Origin of the sequence: uncultured Veillonella sp. (genome assembly GCF_963524655.1) — a bacterium.
GTDB lineage: Bacteria > Bacillota > Negativicutes > Veillonellales > Veillonellaceae > Veillonella.
On record NZ_CAURHA010000012.1, the window covers coordinates 13,679 to 32,662 of the forward strand.

Genomic DNA, 18,984 nt, shown 5'->3' on the forward strand with positions numbered 1-18,984 from the left:
TATATCCTCTATTTGTAAATGTCTTTTCGATGACCAACTTCTAAGGCTAAAATGATGCATCTATGGTCATTAATGTCAGCGATGACTCTATAATTACCAATGCGATAACGCCACAGACCGGTTTTATTACCCGTCAATGATTTGCCTGAGTACCTAGGGTTTTCTACATTATCTACATTCTTTATGAGCCAATTAAAAAGATAGCGTTGCGTTGATTTATCTAATTTAGAAAATTGCTTGTCAAACCGTTTAGAAAATTCAAGCTTATAAGCCATATTTTGCACGCATTTCCGCCACAGAATAGGTAACTGGATCTTGCTCGTATTCTGCTAATGCTTTTTGACCTACCTTAAGATCAAATTCGTCTTCAATCTTTTCTAGTAAAGCCTTCTTAAAGAGGGTAGAAAGTGTTTCATCCATAAACTCAGCATAGGTTTTAAATAACTCTTCTTCTTGTTCATTTAGTCGGACTGAAATATTTGCCATATAAAAGCACCTCCTTATGTAATACATTGTATTACATAAGGAGGTCTGAGTCCATATTTTAAACTCGTAACCACCATTATTTTAATAAAATTTTATATTTATAATATTAATAATTTACATTGCTTATTAGATTGTAAAAAACAAGCTACATCGTATGTTACATACAAAAAAGGCATACCGCCCTTCTCTCGTCTCTCAGCGGTACGCCTTCTTATGTATATAGTTACTCTCGAACTATATCAGATGTAAGTCTGGCTAAACTCTCTCACAGTCCCTTAACGACACGCCAGTATGTCACCTATAATATACATTTTTAAACGAAATATGTCAACAGTTTATAGAAATTTTATCTTTAAGTTTTTGAAAAATATAAAATTTTCAAGATTATCCGCCAAAAGCCAAGTAATCACGAGTTAATTCTTGTTGTGGATCAGAGAATATTTGCGCTGTAGCGCCCCACTCTACAACTCGGCCATCATTCATAAAGACAGTGTAGTCTGCAATGCGTCTAGCTTGTTGTAAATTATGAGTAACAATGACAATCGTTTGTTTTACTTTTAACTCTGTTAGCAATGCCTCAATATGCAAGCTGTTTTTTATATCAAGGGCAGAGCACGGCTCATCAAAGAGCATTACTCGAGGATCTACGGTCAAGCTTCGCGCAATACACAGGCGCTGTTGTTGACCACCAGATAAAGAACTTGCCAAGCGCTTCATGTCGCCATTAATTTCGCTATATAATCCAGCCTGCTCTAAACATTGTATCGCTTTAGCCTTTCTGTCTGCAGAGGATAACTCTTTATAATAATTTAGAGCAAATACCATATTATCTTCAATGGTGCCAGGAAATACAGTCGGTTGTTGTCCGATAAGACCGATTTGGCGACGTAACATTTGCGGATCCATTGAGTCTACCGATAGGCCATCGTAAATAATTTGTCCATTAGTGACTTTTTTCGGTGCCTGTAAGCTACCGTTAAGCGTAGCTAACAATGTACTTTTACCACAACCAGACGGCCCAATAACAGCCGTAATAGCATATTCTGTAATAGGCAAGGTTATGTGTTGCAAAATAGAATGCTCATCAATGGACACCTCTATATTTTTAATATCTAATATGATGCTCATCAAGACCGCCCTCCTATCCAGCGACAAATGATATTAATACAAAGTAATATAACCATCAGTACAAAGGCTGTAGCATAGGCTAAATCTACTGAATAACCTTCGTTTACCAAAATGTACAAATGATATGGCAATGCCATAAATGGATCCGTTATATTCGGTATGGACCGAGTATATAATACGGCACCAGTATACATAATCGGTGCGGTGGCCCCCATCGCATAGGCCGCTCCAAGGGCTATAGCGCTCAATCCGTCGCGCATGGCACTCGGTATGACCATATGTATCCATATATAACTTGGTGAAAGCCCCATATTGAGAGCCGCCTCATACGTTTCACGAGGAAACTCATGGAATACTTTCACAAGGCGCAACGTAATAAAAGGTATAACCATTACCGTTAACGTAATCGACGCAGATAATAAGCTTTTATCGATACCTAAATATAAAATCAGCACACTATAACCGAACAAGCCAATTAATACAGATGGTAATCCGGACATACAGCGTAGAGTGAATAAAAAGCATTCTGATTTCCAACGAGAAATATTGCCATATACCATGTAAAGGGCACAAGGAATACTTACAACAGCCGCCATAGAAGCCGTTAATAAGCCCTCTAAAATACTACCGATTATGGCAGGGAATATGCCCCCTTCTACACCGAGAGGCATGCCCGCTGGGTAGAGCCAGAGGAAATCAACAGTTATTAATGGCCCCCCATGATACACAATATAAGTACAAGCAGCGATGAGTATTGCCATAACGAGGATTAGACTGCCATAAGCCCAAGTAGCTAATGCAAGATTAGATAGCTTCATGATGACCGTCCTTTCTAGTTTTCCAAGAATACATATAGACTAGAACATTAGTCAGTATCAAAATCATTAGCAATACTAAAGCTGCTACATATAAACCGCTATAATGCAAGCTATTATACTCTACACTACCCATTTCAAGCGCAATAAGAGATGGAATTGGCTCAGCCTTACCCAGTAAATTAGGCAAGATGGGAGCATTACCGACAACCATCATAACGGCCATGGTCTCTCCCATAGCCCGGGAGAAGGCTAGCACAGAACTAAGAATGATCGAACCTTTAGCACTAGGTAGTACGATAGCTTTCATAGTATGCCACGGCGATATGCCAAGGCCCAAAGCCGTTTCTTCATAGCGCTGACGATAGGTTTCGATAGATTCCGTACAGTGAGTCACAATATAAGGCAAAATCATAAAGGCTAATACGAGACTAGCCGATAAAATAGACTCACCGGTAGACAAAGAAAACATCGATTGAATGGCCGGAACCACTACGGCAAGCCCGATAAAACCAACAATAACAGAAGGTATACCGGCGATCATATCTATAGTAGATAAGCAAAATTGACGAATACGTGGCGATACGCCTAGACTCAAACCTACAGAGGTACCAATCCCCAAGGGCAACGCCCATATCAAAGATAACAGAGATACATAGAGGCTAGCAGAAATAATATAGGCCAGACCTAATACAGGACTTTGTGCCATAGGCTTCCAGACTGCACCGGTTACAATATCCGTCCAAGACATATGTATCAAAGCGGGCCACGCCTCTATCGCCATATAGAGCATGAGCCCTATATATAAGGCGAGAACAGATACCGCCATAATCGGTACTATGCCAGATGTAAAACGATCTGATAAATGCATAGACTCTCCTTTCATAAGAAAAAAGCAAGGCCGCAGCCTTGCTTTTATTCTATCTGATTAGTTTACAGGAACAAAGCCCATTTTATGAATAACTTTACGACCTTCTTCAGACTTCAAGTATTTTGTGAAAGCGTCTGCTACGCCGCCCATATTACCTTTACCTACGATAAGAAGTGGACGTTGAATCATGTAAGAACCATCCGTAATCGTTTCATCTGTTGGTGCTACACCATTAACTTTGAAAGCAACGATTTGGCCTTTGTTTTGACCCAACATGCCATAAGATGCGTAACCAATAGCATATGGATTTTCTTTAACTTTAGTTACAAGAGCACCCATGGATGGAGCTTGAATAGCGTCTTTAGTTACTTCTACAGAACCCATAATTTTTTGTTGGAATACTTCATGAGCACCGCCACCAAGGTCACGTGTTACTACGATGATTTCTTGATTTGGCAAGGAAGGATCTACTTGATTCCAAGTTTTGTACTCACCAGAGAAGATTTTAATAATTTCTTCTTTAGTAAGATTATCTTTTACAGCATATAAAGGATTTTCAGGATTTACTGCAATTGTTAAGGCATCAATACCTACTTTAATTTCATTGTAATCTTTGATTTTTGCTTTTTCGCTGTCTTTCACTTCACGAGCTACTAAACCGAAGTCCGCAGTGCCATCGATAACCGCTTTAATACCAGTGCCAGAACCACCAGAAGATACATAAATAGTAATATCTTTATCTGGCAAAGAACTATCTGCATGATTCCAAGTTTTATTTTTCTCTGTGAAATCTGTAGCGATCTTAGAAATAACTGGTGCCAATGTGGAGGAACCATTATATGTCAATTGTGTATTTTGTGCATTTTGGTTGGAACCACAACCTGCAGAAATAAGCATTGCTGCACCAACACAAGCAGCAAGAATTGCACGTTTAGTAAAACCTTTCATAGCAAAACTCCTTAATAACGAATAATAATTTTTAAATAACAGTATGATTATAACAAAATAAATCTATTAATTTCAATACAACTCTAACACTATAGACTGCTGTATTTATGTAGTTTAAAAATCCTTATCATACTGAAAGTCATATTTATACTATATACATTTTACTGCAACATAACTATGTTATAAATTATTTTTATAACATTAACGCTTAATTTTATCTTATAAATCATTTACATGAATTCTATGAAAATGTTAGTATTATCAATGCAACAGGATTTAGTTATTAATAAAGAAAGGTAATAACTATGTTTTCATTTCTACAACCTAAAGAGGCAAAATCATCTGTACCACAAAGTATGATTATGAATCTATACTATAAATACAGATTCCAATCTCTACTTGGTATTTTTATTGGTTATGCAGCGTACTATATCGTGCGTAACAACTTTGCCTTATCAACTCATTTCTTATCAGATATCCTCCACATGAGCAAAACAGAAATCGGTTTGCTATCTAGTGGTATGCTTATCGCCTACGGTTTAAGTAAAGGCTTTATGAGTAGTCTTGCAGACAAAGCAAGTCCTGCAAAATTTATGGCTTTCGGTCTTATTTGCTGTGCAATTATCAACATTTTTATGAGCTTTGCCGACAGCCTCGCCTTCTTCTTAGTATTAGTAGTTCTTAATGGTTTCTTCCAAGGTTTTGGTGTAGGTCCATCCTTCATTACTCTAGCGAAATGGTATCCAAAACAAGAACGCGGCCGTTATGGTGCAATTTGGAATATCTCACACAATCTTGGTGGCGGTATCGTAGCGCCAATCGTTGCAGCTGCACTATATTTCACTACAACAGATCATTGGCAATTAGGTAGCTATGGTATCCCTGCAATTATTGCCATAGTTGTGGCTATCGCTATTTTCTTCTTAATTAAAGAAAGCCCTGAGCGTGAAGGCTTACCACCAACAAGTGAAATCATTGCAGATACAGCTCATAAAGCACATAGAAGCTCTGAAGCACCGCACATGAATACACGAGAAATTTTTGTAAAATATGTATTGAAAAACAAAAATGCTTGGTACGTATCATTAGTAGATACATTTGTTTACATGATTCGTTTCGGTATGCTTACTTGGCTTCCAATTTACCTATTACAAGTAAAAGGTTTCTCCAAAGCAGAGATGTCTGTAGCATTCTTATTCTTTGAATGGGCTGCTATACCTTCTACTATTTTTGCAGGTTACATTTCCGATAAATTCTTTAAAGGTTATCGTATGCCACCAGCAATTATCGCCGTAAGCATTATCTTCTTCTGTATCTTCGGCTATTGGCAAAGTGAATCCCTCTTATGGGTTACATTCTTTGCTGCTATCGTAGGTTGTCTAATCTACATTCCTCAATTCCTAGCCTCTGTTCAAACTATGGATATTGTACCTCCATTTGCTGTAGGCTCCGCCGTTGGTCTTCGCGGTTTCATGAGCTACATTGTAGGTGCCAACCTTGGTACAACATTATTCGGTGTATTAGCCGACAAATTTGGGTGGAACGCAGGTTTCTATCTCTTATTGGTAGCATGTATTCTTTGTGTTACATTCTGTGTACTGGCTCACTTTGGTGCAAAAGAATTAGATGCTAAAGAAGCAGAACTCGAACAACTTCAACTAGCTGAAGCTAACTAATAATAACAAAATCCTAAGCAAACTAAAAAGGTAGTAACGTAGATATGTTACTACCTTTTGTTTTAATATAGTATATCCCTGATTTTCTAGATGCTATCTTTTAAAGAGGACAAAAGCCACAATGATACCAATGATTATATTCCCACCTACTATATAAGGCCAGGTAAGAAAATTATGTATATCATGCAGGATTTGAATATCAAACCTTGGCATAAAAATTAGCACATTCGCCAAAATCCAAACGATAGGTCCTACGAACTTCATTATCTTAACCGTATCCATTCTATCTTTAATGGTATCGGTCATCTCTACATCTTTCTCCACAGATACATATTCTTTATTAATGTAAAAGCCTTTTGAATAGTCCGTTTCAAAAGCCCATGCTTCAACAGAAAACGTAGCCGTACCATCAGCATTTTCATACTCTTTACATTTAGCAGTATCAGTAGTACCTACGTCCACCTCACCCCAAGTGCCCGTTACCATCTTATAACCACTATCTACGGGTTTCATATCTGCTGGCTGTGCTTTACCACACAACTTGGAAAACTGGTACGCATCTCGCTTCTTATCCCAACGAAGCCAAAATGCTGCGTTATTACTATGTTTAACTAGCTTATACTCATACCATATATGCCCATGAGTATCAATGTAGCGTATCTTGCCTAAGATCGTATATAAATCACTTCGGATACGCAACGTCTCGCCATAATTAAATTCCATACTCTTCTCTCATATATAAACTTACACACATACATGTATTATTAATTACTATGATTGTACACATAATCTAAATGTCTGCCAATACAGATATAACAAAAAGGTAGTACCATATATATGTTACTACCTTTTTGTTCATTATAATCAACCTTGTTGTAAGAAATAAATTATATAGTTTTTATCAGGACTGACCGCAGCACCTAAAGAATATGGATGATTCCGACTTCCACCAAAATCAAATACATACAATACATAATTATCCGGTATTTCTACCGAATCTTCATTAAATGACAATCTATGCAAGTACTGTTTCTGAAGTTTTCGATTCTCCTCCTCTGTATAGGTTGGATAGATTTTATCTTTAGACAATGTATTTCTATTTGTTTCGCTAGATTTTAATTTATCTCCCTCTGCTTCTACTCTTTTACGAGTCTCAAAATATCTATTATACTTCGAATTCATATTTTCATCTACAATCTGTACCTTATTAAATTCTGCTAGTACTTGATTTTCTAACTCATATATTTCATCTACAGATTTATCAATAGGATTATCTGATTGGTCTTGTATAAATTTCCCCATCGGCACGGTTGTATTCTTTACAATCAGCATTGCCCTTGGAATTAATGCAAACAGAGAATCTGCATAGGCCATATTCGAATCAATATATCGTTTAACATACACATTAGATATATCAGATTTTGAAACAACTACTTTAGAGTTAGAAATAGCTTCTTCAATATATGGTTTTAATTGTTCCGGTGTACCGCCAAATGCAAGTTGTACATAAGCCCTACCTTGTAAAAAACTGGGATTACCATGCATATGAATATTTTTAGCAAAACTTGGTATTTTCTTTGGAAATCCTGATGCAGTAGAAATTTCTTTGTAATCCTTTGGATTATTAATAGGATACTGAATCAATGCTATAGGTTTAAAAAAGCTTTCCAAAGATTCTCTAATCTCAGCTTTAGTTCTAGCCGTATATAGGTCGTGTCCTTTCCCCTTATTATTATCTAAATATTCTCGAAGTTCCTTTTCATTTGCTTCATCCCGATCAGCACGAGTTCGATAATCTTTAGTATTAACAGGATTAGTTAGCTTAATTTCTCCTTTTCCATTCTTTTTCATATAGGGACTCACAATACGTAAGGGTTTATTTCTGCCTCCAATAAAATAACCTTGATTACGTGTTGATTCAGTATTATAATTTTTGATCTCTTTTAGCGCTTTTTCATCCTTATCATCGTAAAGTGGATCAAACGTTTTGTATTCACTTCCAAAATCGGGATTTCCTGATGTTTTTAATCGTTGAGAACCGTGCTCCTTCTCCATCCGCTCTAGTATAATTTCATCGCCAATTGAAAGTGCTTTCGTATCTATCGATTTATCTTTTATAACAGCTTTAAAAGCACCAGGAATAATCTCAACAAAATTTAGTTTTACCGGAGCTACTGTTTGTACAGACTGTTTTGATTTTGCATTATTTTTTTGTTCAATACTTATATTTTGATTCTGGCTATCTATTATTGCTGCCAAACCAGACTGACTAAATAATGTCAGTGAAAGTATCATTAGCACAAAATATTTCTTATTCATTTCTCTCTCCCATATACCCTCACAACTTTTAATGCGATAGCAAAAAGGACCTACAGTGAACTGTAGGTCCTTTTAATCTTGTGGTGCGGTTGGAGGGACTTGAACCCTCACGAGCGTACGCTCACCACCCCCTCAAGATGGCGTGTCTGCCATTCCACCACAACCGCATGGAATACAAAATGGTGCCTCAGGACAGAATCGAACTGTCGACACACGGATTTTCAGTCCGTTGCTCTACCAACTGAGCTACCGAGGCATGATTTTTTGTAAAAAAAAAGTGGCGACCCCGATCAGATTTGAACTGACGATCTTCGCCGTGACAGGGCGACATGTTAACCGCTACACCACGGGGCCGCGTATCAACTCTCGTTGACTACTTGTACATAATACCATGGATTTTAGACCAATGCAACTATTTTTTTTGAACTTTTTTATGAAAATTCTATTAAAAACATGGGTTATAAGGAATAATGCTTATTTTAAGGCTTTTACAACGGAAAATAATAGCTAAATTACATCTATACACCCTTTATCACTATCTTTCATCAGTTTTCTGTATAAGTGTAAATTATCACACTATACTTTACTGGATATGCTACAATATGTATATATTCGCTATGAAAAATTACGATACAAAGTAAATGAAAGGATTCACCGTGAATAAAAGTAGTTCTAAAGGCGTCATTATCGCCCTCATCATCGCTGTTGTAGGTGCTTTAGCTGCCGCATGGTATTTCTTATGGTATGTACCACATAGCCCAGCCTATACATTAAAAATCATCCATCAAGCGGTTCAGGAAAAAAACGCAGATGAAGTTTTGCGCCATGTAGATGTAAAATCCATCGTAAAAAACATCGTAGACCGTGAAGGAAATAAATATATTGATACATCTAATCCATTTGGCAAGGCTGCAGTCGCTGCTACAAAGACTTTCGGTCCTGCCCTCATCGAAGATGTGATGAGAAAATATATTGAAGATCCAGATAGCTTTAAATCTGAACCACCTGCTAACAATAGTCAAACAGCAAATCAAAATGATGATAATAAATCTATGGTGGACCGTCTCGTAGAAGGTCGCCTATTTAAAGAGCACGATGTAGAGATTAAAAATCTAAAGACTGAAGACAACGGCGAAACTGCAACGGTTATAGCAACCATTCAAAACAACAAAAAGAATATGACTAAAGACATAAAGATTTTGATGCGTCATCTAGGTGACGGCACATGGGTTATTTACGATATTCCAGATATCGAAGACTTATATACAATCACTCGTAAGTAAGTAACTAACTAGCTAAGTGATCAATAATCTATATATTTAGCATAAACGTTAAAAGGACAGCATATACCAAAATAGTATATGCTGTCCTTTTTGCCTTTCACAACTATGTACGTTAACGATTAAAATCTACTATCGCCAAGGTCACTGTTACTTGTGAGATGAGGCGCTCCGCATCGTCTATCATATCAAAGCGCCATACATGGGATGTCTTCCCTTTTACAAGTAAGGAGCCATAAGCCGTTAAGGTCCCTTCACATCTTACAGGGCGCAAATGGTTGGCTGTAACAGATTGACCTACGCCAAATTTCTCTGGACCAATGAGTTCGTTACTCATCATGCCTGAGATGATTTCAGCAAATGCTAAGGTGGCACCACCGTTTAGATAGCCTTGAGGCTGTTTGTGGAATTCTCCTAAGTTCATTTTTGCAATGCATGTAGTATCGCTCGTCATACGAGGCGGTTCAATTTGTAAGGATTCTATTAAATTCATAGTCTTCGTTTCTCCACACAATACGCTTCTAATCTATCATCAAAGACGGTTACACCTAGTCCATCTCCGTCAGGAACTTGCATAATACCATCCTTAAAGGTTAAATCTGGATAGATGAGATCTCGTTCAAAATATCTATTAGAATCAGATAGGTCTCCTGCCATATAGGAATCACCTAGAGCCGCTAGTTGAGCGTGCATCATTTTAGAAATACCCGACTCTACCATGCTGCCAACCCAATAGGGAATATGACACTCTCTACAAAGATTAATAGCGGCCTTGGTCGGCACAAGGCCACCCATACGCCCTACCTTTATGTTGAGTACATCGATTAAGCCGTGCTCGATAGCATAAGATAAATCATCATAACCCAATATGGATTCATCTAAACAGATAGGCGTTTCAATATGCCAATCGTTGTTATTGAGTCGTTCCCACTTCCACTCCTTATAGGATTGAAGTGTCGTTATAGCAAAAGGTTCTTCAATACAAGCTAGATTCAAATCGTTAAATTGGCGAACCTTATGGATATCACCATAAGAATAGCTTTGATTTGCATCGGCCGCCAAGACTAAATCAGGGTAATGCTTACGTATTAAGGATACTCGTTCATAGCCGTCTGTAGGATTCACCTTTAACTTGATGCGCTTACAACCATTCGCCACATGAGTTTCTACGGCATCCAACAATCGTTCCATCGGTACATCCCCGATAACAATGCCGCTTTCAATGGTATCTTGTAAAGGCTGCCCTATAATATAGGAAACGGAATTTACACCTAATCGCTCGCAATGAAGGTTAATCAATGCATTTTCTAAGGCGGCAATGGTCATAGGCATATGATCTCGATTGAGCCAAAACTGTAACTGACGCACATAGGTCATGAGCGGTTTAGGCCGCATCAAGCGGAGATTGAAAATATAGTCATCAACTAATTTTTGCCAGCATGTCTCTACAGTTTCTGCTGTATAAAAGGGCTCCGTGAAAGCCACACATTCCCCATAACCTACATAACCTTGTTGGTCCTCGATGCGAATGACGATAGTTTCTCGTTCTTTTACTTCACCTTTAGCGGTTTTAAAATTGAACTTTAATGGCAATTTAAGGCGATATGTAGTTATACTTTTAAAGTTTAAAATATCATTCATAGGCGCCTCAATCTTCTAAACGCAATTCATTGCGCACGATTTTACCTGTACCATTACGAGGCAATGCAGGCAGTATCTTTACGTATTTAGGAACTTTATATTTCGCCAAGGACTTGGTCATAAACGACAGAATATCATCTGCAGTCATACTTTCACCATCGTGAAAGGCCACAAAAAGCGCCGGCACTTGTCCCCATTTATCATCAGGCACAGGTACAACGGCACATTCCTTAACGGATGGCACTGTATAGACTAGATCCTCTAATTCCTTAGGATAAATATTTTCACCACCGGAAATGATAAGGTCCTTGCGACGGTTCAAAATATATACAAATCCCTCTTCATCGACGTAACCGATATCGTCTGTATTAAGGTCCCCATCGATAGGTTCCTTGTTAATGTAACCAGTCATAACCATAGGACCTGTTAAGTGAATCTCACCTACCCCGTCTGTATCAGGATTATCAATGCGAACCTGCATGCCAGGTAATGGTCTGCCTACGGAATCTCGTTTATGTGGATAATCCAATACGGAGAAGGTCACGCTTTGACTAAAGGTTTCCGTCATGCCATAGGTCTTGTAAATAGGTAAGGATTTCTTTTCACAAGCATCGATGAGCGCCATGGGAATGAACTCACCACCGAGCAAGATAACACGCAATTTATGATATGTAATACTGGGCTCTAATTGAGTCAAAATAGTAGGTACTAAAGACATCATATTGATGTTTTCAGACTCTATGAGTTTGAGAACTTGAGCTTCATCATATTTAGGCAATATAGTAACAGCCGTACCATTATAAAGAGAGCGCATCAAGATAGATAGACCACTTACATGGAATAGGGGCAATACCATGAGCCAATTATCTTGTTCAGTTTTACCTAGTACCGCTTTAGACGCTTGTACATGAGCTCTAATTTGCCCCCATCGAAGAGGAACAGACTTAAACTGCCCCGTAGTGGCACTGGTATTCATGATGGCCGCCACATCACTATCTTTGAAGGTCCAATCAAAGGTATCCTCTGGCTCTAGGTCTGATAAAATACTTTCTAGCGATTCAAAAACAATGGTAGAAATGGAATTAGGTAATTGATCTCGTCGCTCAATGCTATGCAATACGGTAGTAACATCTAGCTGAGCTAATTGGTTTTCTATTTCCTTAGGCTTAAGATGTACGTTTAGCAGTAGTACCTCTTTATGCACGAGCATAGCTGCCAATACGTAAATCGCCATCGTTACAGAGTTATCCGATAAGATGGCTACGCGAGATGCTTTTAGAGGTTCTAATGTACGAGCTACATGGACTACGCCACGGTATATATCGTTATAGGTATATTCATTTATGCATATACGATTAGGATAGTGCTCTGCACCATAACGTAACCATTCCATCGTCTCACCTCATATCTAAACCTAATAGCTAATCACTAACGACTAATTACCAATAAATAATCGAGATATCATAAATATAGAGATATTACAAGAAAGGCGCCTCATATAGAGGCGCCCTTGTTATTTTAACAGTTAATCAGTCCTCAGTTTAGGACTAGTAACTCTCCCTATTAAGGGAATTTAGGGAATTGTTTGAAGTTAGGTTTGCGTTTTTCTTTGAACGCGTCACGACCTTCTTTAGCTTCATCAATTGTGTAGTACATCAATGTTGCATCGCCTGCAAATTGTTGTAAGCCTGCAAGACCGTCTGTATCAGCATTGAAGGAGCCTTTCAACATGCGCAATGCCATTGGGGACAATTCAAGGATTTCGCTACACCATTGAACTGTTTCTTCTTCCAATTTGTCGAATGGTACAACCGTATTAACCATGCCCATTTCATACGCTTGAGCAGCAGTGTATTGACGGCACAAGAACCATACTTCACGAGCACGTTTGTGACCGATCATACGAGCCAAGTAACCTGCACCGTAACCAGCATCGAAAGAACCTACGCGAGGACCTGTTTGACCGAATTTAGCATTTTCAGAAGCGATAGTAAGGTCACATACTATGTGCAATACATGACCGCCACCGATAGCATAACCATTAACCATGGCGATAACAGGTTTAGGAATAACACGGATCAAACGTTGTAAATCAAGAACGTTCAAGCGAGGTACATTATCATCACCTACATAACCACCGTGACCGCGTACACTTTGGTCGCCACCAGAGCAGAACGCTTCTTTATCTTCACCTTTGCCGTGGTTAGCACCAGTCAATACGATTACGCCTACTTCGTTATCTTCACGAGCCACTGTGAAAGCGTCGATTAACTCCATAACTGTTTTAGGACGGAACGCGTTGCGCACCTCTGGACGGTTAATAGTAATTTTTGCAATGCCATTATATGTTTCGTAAATTACATCTTCATAATTACGATCCAATACTTTCCAATCAAATTTACTCATGGACTTAACCTTTCTTCTGTAAAAAATCTAACACCGCTTGTTCAAATATTTGCGGTTTTTCTATATGCACATTATGCCCCGCCCCTTCGACGATGACATGCTTAAAGTTTGGCAACTTGCCAAATACATCTCTTCCTATTGTAGTATATTTTGTATCTAATGCGCCACTCACATATAAGCCTTCAACAGAGAATTTTTCTAATCTATCTCCTACATAAGGCATGACACCCTGTCCCGAGCCACGCAATGTACATGCTAAGGCGTACGTACTATTATTGGAACGACGTAGATAGATTAATTCCTCTACGCCCTCTGAAAGTTGTTTTTGACTTTCAAAAATAGGAATCTCCGCCCAACGCGAGGCAAACCAAGCACCATCATGATTTTCAATGCGAACGGCTAAGTCTTCATCAGCCTTACGGCGTTCTGCTCGTTCATCCTCAGAGGCGATGCCTACAGATCCACTTTCAAGAATAAGCCCTTTAATTTCACTTTCATATTCCAAAGCATAGGAAAGCGCAATACGGGCCCCCATGGAATAGCCCATGAGGTAATAGCTATCGCCAACCATATGATAAATAACCGTATGCAAGTCCTCTATCATTTGAGGAATTGTATAGGCCTGTTCCTCATCAGGAATATCTGAATCACCATGACCTATCAAATCGATACGGACCAAGCGATATCCAGGCAGATTAATAGCATCCCAAGTGTAGCTCGATTCAGAGAAGCCGTGAAAACACACGATAGGTTCCCCGTCGCCAACTACAGTCAAACCGTAGCGGTATTCCCCTAAGTCAAAGTACATGCGCTGAGCTGGATTACACAAAGCATTATCTACAATACTGCAAAAATACTGACTCATAGTAATGCCTCCATATCAACTGAAACTTTTGTATATTTTTTATGTAGCTGTCGGCTATATTCCCGATTTGTAGGAATCTCAATGATATGAACGCCTAATTCAGCACTTGCCTTATCTAATACCGATCTTAATTCAGCAGGACTTGAGATTTTAGTGTAACCACAGCCGTAGAGTTTGGCAGCCCCACTATAATCTAGCCCCTGTGATGTAGAGAACAAGTAACCAAAGTGCTTCGTCCCCTTTTGCGGTAAGTACTCAAAAATACCGCCTCCATCGTTATTATGCAAAATAATCGTCAAATTGAGATTATGTGTTTTGGCGACTGCCAATCCATTTAAATCGTGGAACAACGACAAGTCACCAGTTACAAGATATGTAGGCACACCATTTGTGGCAAGGCCTAGAGCAGTAGAAATGGTACCGTCGATACCATTAACACCGCGGTTGCCATAAATAACGGCAGTGGATTCTCCACCAAACCAGAAGTAATCAAAGTCTCGAATACTCATACTATTGGCCACAAGTACTTGTGCATTATCGGAAATATACTGTTGTAACTCGCGTATCGTACGACCTTCAAAACAACTTGGCTCCTCTAATGCTGTACCTAGTTGAGCTTTGCCAGCTTCTTCTAAACTTTGCCATTTTTTTAGATATGCATTAGAGTCGTTTACTGCACTATACAGATTCGTAAACACATCTACACTTGCTTGCATATGTACTGTGGTCTTGCCCGTTGGATTCAAGGAATCCATCGTAGGGTTGACCTCGATGTACTCTACATTATCCCAACTCGCTACCATCTGTTGCACTCGTTTAGACACAACGATTCGGCCGAACTGAATGATACAATCTGGGTTTAACACAGACCATAGCTCTTTATCAGCTAAAAATGCATCATATGTAGAAATAACAACATTACTAGCATCGATGCAGTCCTTATCACTGTGACTATCAACAGAGTTATAACCTCGTCTTACATTAGATAATGGATCTGCCAAGATAGGTGCTTGTAGTGCAGCAGCAAAAGAAAGAATACTGTTAGATTCCGCAATATCTACCTGTGGTCCAGCTAGTATAAGAATATTCTTATACTGTGCAAGGAAGCCTTCATTATTACCGTTACGAATATCGCTTACACGACTTGTACTACTTTTATGGTCATAGTTATATCCGCCGCTATAATTTGGCTTAACCACGTTAAAGGGACTACGTCCTGCTTCAAAGTGTTTACGGTCCAGTTCAGGCACCAATGGCTCAAAGAGCGGCACATTGATATGTACTGGTCCTTTTTTAGTATCCATCGCTTTCATATACGCCTTACGCGCTACTTGGCGTGAATATGTATAGTAATGAGCCTCTTGAGGCACTGCTAATTCTTCATAATAATTTACAGCAGTACCAAAGATTTTCTGTTGGTCCACTGTTTGCGGAGCCCCTACGTGTAACAGTGTATGCGGTCTATCAGCAGATAGTACAATGAGAGGCACACCGCTATATTGAGCCTCTAAAATAGCGGGCAAATAATGAGCCACTGCCGAACCAGAGGTACAAACGAGTACGGTTGGTTCCTTATGAGCCTTTGCAATACCAAGAGCCATAAAACTAGCAGAGCGCTCATCTATATTCATATATGTTTCAAATCCTTCATGCTCCGTGAAAAGCATGGCCATCGTCGTAGAACGAGAGCCGGGGCTAAACACGGCATGACGGATGCCGAGTTGATAGAACTCGTCTACCAAGGCAGCAATATATTCGTTCATTATATTCCCTTTCAACAACCCCTAAGGGTTTGGAAATGTATTAGAGCGCCTCCAAAATGGTGCGCATTTTATTATTAGTTTCTGTGTATTCTTCATCCGCATCAGAGTCGGCCACAACGCCACACCCTGCATAGGCATAGAGTACATTATCCATGATGAGAGCAGAGCGAATGGCAACGACAACGATGCCATCCCCCATATCCTTCATAAAGCCAAATGGAGCCGCGTACATGCCGCGCTCATGGGCTTCGTACTGTTGCAACAGTGCCAATGCCTTTTCTCGCGGTTCCCCACCGAGAGCAGGTGTAGGATGTAACAATTTCGCCCACTCTACAAGGGACTTCGTACTATCCTTTGCGGTAATAATGGTCCGCAAATGATAGAGGTGAGCTAGCTCCATAATACCCGTTTCACCTATAGTCACATCTGGAGTAATCGCTTTCATAGTATTTACAATGCGATCGCGGACGATGTTATGTTCAAAAAGATTTTTCTTATCTGTTAACAATTGCTCCTTAGTCCACGCGTTAGAACCGTGCTTAGGAGCTGTGCCAGCCAAGGCATAACTAAGGATTTCACTGCCACGATGACGTACTAGAATTTCTGGAGAGGCACCCACGAAGGTACGTCCATCCTTTTCGTAACCAAAGATAAAGCAATTAGGATTGTTATCTACTAAATTGGCTAAAATACTAGCCACATTATACGGGGTATCGCTGGTAAACTGGACTTCACGAGAGGAAACGACCTTAGTCATTTCACCACTGCTAATCCCCTCAGCAATAGCATTCATCAAGCTATCCCAAGCCGCCTTATCATCACTAGTTTCCTTGTAGTTATGGCGTACGCGAGGCACTTCAAAATCCTCGATAGGCACGCTTTCACCAGCATGAAGGTAGAAAGATTCCCCATTTTCTACGATGTAATAATGGGTAAAAGCAATCATTTCATGGCCCATACCAGACCATTTAGGATCCTTGGAGGTCTCAAAAAAAGTATCCCCATAAAATACGTAAGCGTAATTATGACGGTCCTCATCATCTTTGACCGTCGCCAGACGTTTAGCGCCTACAACGATACGGTCACTCTGACGATCCACCCAAAACACGCGTTCTTCATTGGGGAAGTTCAGCCAAAAGGCCACCGGACTATTCAGTTCTAACGGTTCTTTGTTATATTTCATAGTTGTACGTCGCTATACGAAAAATAGACTATAGTAAAAACACCTAACGTGTAGAAGGTTTCTTCTACACGTCAGGCGTCATCCATAAGTTTCCAAATTTTGAGATGAGCCTAACGCCATCACACGTCGATGGGCCCTCTTTATATCTAATTTATTATATCATAGGTAACCGTTAAAAGGTAGAAAATAAAACCTCTACACCACATGCGCTATACATAAATGTAGAGGTTTTTATATTTTGAAATGCTATTGTACTATTTAAATACATGTTTTCATGATTTAAAAGATCTTTAGTTTATTTGAAAGCTTTCGCCCCAATATCTGTACGATATTGCATGCCCTCAAAATCGATGTGTTCTATACGTCCATAAGCTCTATCGAGCGCGGTTCTAAGGTCTTTACCAAGGCCTACAACGCCAAGCACGCGACCGCCATTTGTGACATACTCTTCACCCACTAGTTTAGTGCCTGAGTGGAATACGATGGTTGTATCATGTTGTTTAATATCACCATGAATCACATCACCCTTGGAAGATGTTTCAGGATATCCTTTAGAGGCAAGGATAACACAAGCCGCAGAGGAATCTTTCCATCTCACCATATGAGCTGTCAAATTGCCGGTGGCACAAGCCATCATGATTTGACCTAAGTCACTATCTAGTAAGGGCAATACAACTTGTGTTTCAGGATCACCAAATCGAGCATTGAATTCTACCACCTTAGGACCTTCAGCAGTAATCATTAGCCCTGCATAGAGGCAACCTACATAAGGCATGCCCTCTTTTTGCATGGCAGCCACCATAGGTTCTAAAATTGTTTTCATCGCTTCATCACGCAATGCATCAGTAAGTACTGGCGCCGGTGCATAGGTGCCCATGCCACCTGTATTAGGACCTTTATCACCATCAAAGATACGTTTATGATCTTGAGAGGCAATCATAGGAACTACTGTTTTGCCATCGACAAAAGCAAGTAAGCTCGCTTCTTCACCTTCCATGAATTCCTCGATAACAACGGTGCTACCTGCCTCACCAAAACGATTACCGCTAAGCATGTCTTCCACAGCTGCATTCGCTTCTTCAATGGTCATAGCTACTACAACGCCCTTACCAGCCGCTAAACCGTCAGCTTTCACCACGATAGGTGCACCCGTTTGAGCGATAAATTCTTTTGCTTCATCGACCTTGTGGAATACACCATACGCAGCGGTCGGTATGTTGTATTTTTTCATAAGATCCTTGGCAAACACCTTTGAGCCTTCTAATTGAGCAGCTGCTTTAGATGGGCCAAAGACAGGAATTCCTGCCTTATTCAGTACATCTGCCAAGCCTGCTACAAGAGGTGCCTCAGGACCGACAACGACTAAATCAACTTGGTTGTCCTTCAAAAAGCTAATCAAAAGGTCGCTTTGTTGCCAGTCGATACCAACTAACTCAGCACAGTCTGACATAGCCGCGCTGCCAGGAATGGCGTATACCTTTGTTACGCTAGGGCTGATGGACAAGCGCCATGCTAAGGCATGTTCGCGGCCGCCGTTACCGATTACACATACTTTCATAAGTCCTCCATCGACGCCTAAACGCCATCAATACATCATTTTATG

The 18,984-nt window shown here is 39.7% G+C and carries 18 protein-coding genes and 3 tRNA genes; 2 read left to right on the forward strand and 19 right to left on the reverse strand.

Annotation, left to right across the window (positions count from 1 at the left end; translation table 11 throughout):
• Nucleotides 1-8: 8 nt before the first annotated feature.
• The 6 genes from RYM16_RS03845 to RYM16_RS03870 all read right to left on the reverse strand — a co-directional run bounded on the left by RYM16_RS03845 (nucleotide 9) and on the right by RYM16_RS03870 (nucleotide 4,248).
• Complete coding sequence (locus RYM16_RS03845; protein WP_273298924.1) at nucleotides 9-275, reverse strand: type II toxin-antitoxin system RelE/ParE family toxin; 267 nt, start codon at nucleotides 273-275, stop codon at nucleotides 9-11.
• A complete protein-coding gene (gene relB, locus RYM16_RS03850; RefSeq protein ID WP_009352129.1) occupies nucleotides 265-486 on the reverse strand; it encodes a type II toxin-antitoxin system RelB family antitoxin in 222 nt (73 codons plus the stop codon). The genes RYM16_RS03845 and relB overlap by 11 nt, the downstream gene beginning before the upstream one ends.
• 384 nt (nucleotides 487-870) lie before the next feature.
• The gene (locus RYM16_RS03855) at nucleotides 871-1,614 is read right to left on the reverse strand and encodes a phosphate ABC transporter ATP-binding protein (RefSeq protein WP_273298923.1); all 744 of its coding nucleotides are present in this window, start codon (nucleotides 1,612-1,614) and stop codon (nucleotides 871-873) included.
• Nucleotides 1,614-2,432: a PstA family ABC transporter permease gene (locus RYM16_RS03860; RefSeq protein ID WP_273298922.1), complete on the reverse strand. Its 819-nt coding sequence runs from the start codon at nucleotides 2,430-2,432 to the stop codon at nucleotides 1,614-1,616. Before RYM16_RS03860 ends, RYM16_RS03855 begins: the two co-directional genes overlap by 1 nt.
• Nucleotides 2,419-3,300: a phosphate ABC transporter permease subunit PstC gene (gene pstC / locus RYM16_RS03865; RefSeq protein WP_314982424.1), complete on the reverse strand. Its 882-nt coding sequence runs from the start codon at nucleotides 3,298-3,300 to the stop codon at nucleotides 2,419-2,421. The genes RYM16_RS03860 and pstC overlap by 14 nt, the downstream gene beginning before the upstream one ends.
• Before the next feature lie 57 nt (nucleotides 3,301-3,357).
• Complete coding sequence (locus RYM16_RS03870; protein ID WP_288187438.1) at nucleotides 3,358-4,248, reverse strand: phosphate ABC transporter substrate-binding protein; 891 nt, start codon at nucleotides 4,246-4,248, stop codon at nucleotides 3,358-3,360.
• A gap of 305 nt (nucleotides 4,249-4,553) precedes the next feature.
• On the opposite strand from RYM16_RS03870, the gene RYM16_RS03875 reads away from it, so the two are divergent.
• Nucleotides 4,554-5,924, forward strand: coding sequence for an MFS transporter (locus RYM16_RS03875; protein WP_314359182.1), 1,371 nt, complete (start codon nucleotides 4,554-4,556; stop codon nucleotides 5,922-5,924).
• A 93-nt stretch (nucleotides 5,925-6,017) separates the two neighbouring features.
• Here the strand turns inward: RYM16_RS03875 and RYM16_RS03880 are convergent, their stop codons facing one another.
• The 5 genes from RYM16_RS03880 to RYM16_RS03900 all read right to left on the reverse strand — a co-directional run bounded on the left by RYM16_RS03880 (nucleotide 6,018) and on the right by RYM16_RS03900 (nucleotide 8,597).
• Nucleotides 6,018-6,647, reverse strand: coding sequence for a DUF4178 domain-containing protein (locus RYM16_RS03880; protein WP_314982426.1), 630 nt, complete (start codon nucleotides 6,645-6,647; stop codon nucleotides 6,018-6,020).
• Between the two features lie 141 nt (nucleotides 6,648-6,788).
• Entirely contained in the window at nucleotides 6,789-8,243 is a 1,455-nt protein-coding gene (locus tag RYM16_RS03885; protein ID WP_314982428.1) for a hypothetical protein, read from the reverse strand.
• A gap of 81 nt (nucleotides 8,244-8,324) precedes the next feature.
• Nucleotides 8,325-8,410: transfer RNA gene (locus RYM16_RS03890), tRNA-Leu, on the reverse strand.
• 13 nt (nucleotides 8,411-8,423) lie between these two features.
• A tRNA-Phe gene (locus RYM16_RS03895) sits at nucleotides 8,424-8,499 on the reverse strand.
• Nucleotides 8,500-8,521: 22 nt separating this feature from the next.
• Nucleotides 8,522-8,597: transfer RNA gene (locus tag RYM16_RS03900), tRNA-Asp, on the reverse strand.
• Nucleotides 8,598-8,884: 287 nt separating this feature from the next.
• Between RYM16_RS03900 and RYM16_RS03905 the strand changes: the two genes are divergently transcribed.
• Nucleotides 8,885-9,526, forward strand: a complete 642-nt coding sequence (locus tag RYM16_RS03905) for a DUF2939 domain-containing protein (RefSeq protein WP_314982430.1) — start codon at nucleotides 8,885-8,887, stop codon at nucleotides 9,524-9,526.
• Nucleotides 9,527-9,638: 112 nt separating this feature from the next.
• On the opposite strand, the gene RYM16_RS03910 is transcribed toward RYM16_RS03905, so the two are convergent.
• The 8 genes from RYM16_RS03910 to purD all read right to left on the reverse strand — a co-directional run bounded on the left by RYM16_RS03910 (nucleotide 9,639) and on the right by purD (nucleotide 18,939).
• Nucleotides 9,639-10,016 carry a PaaI family thioesterase gene (locus RYM16_RS03910; protein WP_314982431.1) on the reverse strand — a complete coding sequence of 126 codons (378 nt, stop codon included), beginning with the start codon at nucleotides 10,014-10,016 and terminating at the stop codon, nucleotides 9,639-9,641.
• Nucleotides 10,013-11,164: an o-succinylbenzoate synthase gene (gene menC, locus RYM16_RS03915; RefSeq protein ID WP_314982433.1), complete on the reverse strand. Its 1,152-nt coding sequence runs from the start codon at nucleotides 11,162-11,164 to the stop codon at nucleotides 10,013-10,015. The genes RYM16_RS03910 and menC overlap by 4 nt, the downstream gene beginning before the upstream one ends.
• Nucleotides 11,165-11,171: 7 nt before the next feature.
• Complete coding sequence (menE, locus tag RYM16_RS03920) at nucleotides 11,172-12,557, reverse strand: o-succinylbenzoate--CoA ligase (protein WP_314982435.1); 1,386 nt, start codon at nucleotides 12,555-12,557, stop codon at nucleotides 11,172-11,174.
• A 170-nt stretch (nucleotides 12,558-12,727) separates the two neighbouring features.
• Nucleotides 12,728-13,570, reverse strand: a complete 843-nt coding sequence (gene menB / locus RYM16_RS03925; RefSeq protein ID WP_288187435.1) for a 1,4-dihydroxy-2-naphthoyl-CoA synthase — start codon at nucleotides 13,568-13,570, stop codon at nucleotides 12,728-12,730.
• Between the two features lie 4 nt (nucleotides 13,571-13,574).
• Nucleotides 13,575-14,435 (reverse strand): 2-succinyl-6-hydroxy-2,4-cyclohexadiene-1-carboxylate synthase, encoded by an 861-nt coding sequence (gene menH, locus RYM16_RS03930; protein WP_314982437.1) that lies wholly within the window; start codon nucleotides 14,433-14,435, stop codon nucleotides 13,575-13,577.
• On the reverse strand, nucleotides 14,432-16,198 hold the full coding sequence (gene menD / locus RYM16_RS03935) for a 2-succinyl-5-enolpyruvyl-6-hydroxy-3-cyclohexene-1-carboxylic-acid synthase (protein WP_314982439.1): 1,767 nt from the start codon (nucleotides 16,196-16,198) through the stop codon (nucleotides 14,432-14,434). Before menD ends, menH begins: the two co-directional genes overlap by 4 nt.
• A 40-nt stretch (nucleotides 16,199-16,238) precedes the next feature.
• Nucleotides 16,239-17,381: an isochorismate synthase gene (locus RYM16_RS03940; protein ID WP_314982440.1), complete on the reverse strand. Its 1,143-nt coding sequence runs from the start codon at nucleotides 17,379-17,381 to the stop codon at nucleotides 16,239-16,241.
• Between the two features lie 295 nt (nucleotides 17,382-17,676).
• A complete protein-coding gene (gene purD / locus RYM16_RS03945) occupies nucleotides 17,677-18,939 on the reverse strand; it encodes a phosphoribosylamine--glycine ligase (protein ID WP_314982441.1) in 1,263 nt (420 codons plus the stop codon).
• Between the last annotated feature and the right edge of the window lie 45 nt (nucleotides 18,940-18,984).

Coding starts and splice junctions, on each gene's coding strand:
- RYM16_RS03845 (WP_273298924.1), bottom strand. CDS start 275: ATGGCTTATAAGCTTGAATTTTCTAAACGGTTTGACAAGCAATTTTCT.
- relB (WP_009352129.1), bottom strand. CDS start 486: ATGGCAAATATTTCAGTCCGACTAAATGAACAAGAAGAAGAGTTATTT.
- RYM16_RS03855 (WP_273298923.1), bottom strand. CDS start 1,614: ATGAGCATCATATTAGATATTAAAAATATAGAGGTGTCCATTGATGAG.
- RYM16_RS03860 (WP_273298922.1), bottom strand. CDS start 2,432: ATGAAGCTATCTAATCTTGCATTAGCTACTTGGGCTTATGGCAGTCTA.
- pstC (WP_314982424.1), bottom strand. CDS start 3,300: ATGCATTTATCAGATCGTTTTACATCTGGCATAGTACCGATTATGGCG.
- RYM16_RS03870 (WP_288187438.1), bottom strand. CDS start 4,248: ATGAAAGGTTTTACTAAACGTGCAATTCTTGCTGCTTGTGTTGGTGCA.
- RYM16_RS03875 (WP_314359182.1), top strand. CDS start 4,554: ATGTTTTCATTTCTACAACCTAAAGAGGCAAAATCATCTGTACCACAA.
- RYM16_RS03880 (WP_314982426.1), bottom strand. CDS start 6,647: ATGGAATTTAATTATGGCGAGACGTTGCGTATCCGAAGTGATTTATAT.
- RYM16_RS03885 (WP_314982428.1), bottom strand. CDS start 8,243: ATGAATAAGAAATATTTTGTGCTAATGATACTTTCACTGACATTATTT.
- RYM16_RS03905 (WP_314982430.1), top strand. CDS start 8,885: ATGAAAGGATTCACCGTGAATAAAAGTAGTTCTAAAGGCGTCATTATC.
- RYM16_RS03910 (WP_314982431.1), bottom strand. CDS start 10,016: ATGAATTTAATAGAATCCTTACAAATTGAACCGCCTCGTATGACGAGC.
- menC (WP_314982433.1), bottom strand. CDS start 11,164: ATGAATGATATTTTAAACTTTAAAAGTATAACTACATATCGCCTTAAA.
- menE (WP_314982435.1), bottom strand. CDS start 12,557: ATGGAATGGTTACGTTATGGTGCAGAGCACTATCCTAATCGTATATGC.
- menB (WP_288187435.1), bottom strand. CDS start 13,570: ATGAGTAAATTTGATTGGAAAGTATTGGATCGTAATTATGAAGATGTA.
- menH (WP_314982437.1), bottom strand. CDS start 14,435: ATGAGTCAGTATTTTTGCAGTATTGTAGATAATGCTTTGTGTAATCCA.
- menD (WP_314982439.1), bottom strand. CDS start 16,198: ATGAACGAATATATTGCTGCCTTGGTAGACGAGTTCTATCAACTCGGC.
- RYM16_RS03940 (WP_314982440.1), bottom strand. CDS start 17,381: ATGAAATATAACAAAGAACCGTTAGAACTGAATAGTCCGGTGGCCTTT.
- purD (WP_314982441.1), bottom strand. CDS start 18,939: ATGAAAGTATGTGTAATCGGTAACGGCGGCCGCGAACATGCCTTAGCA.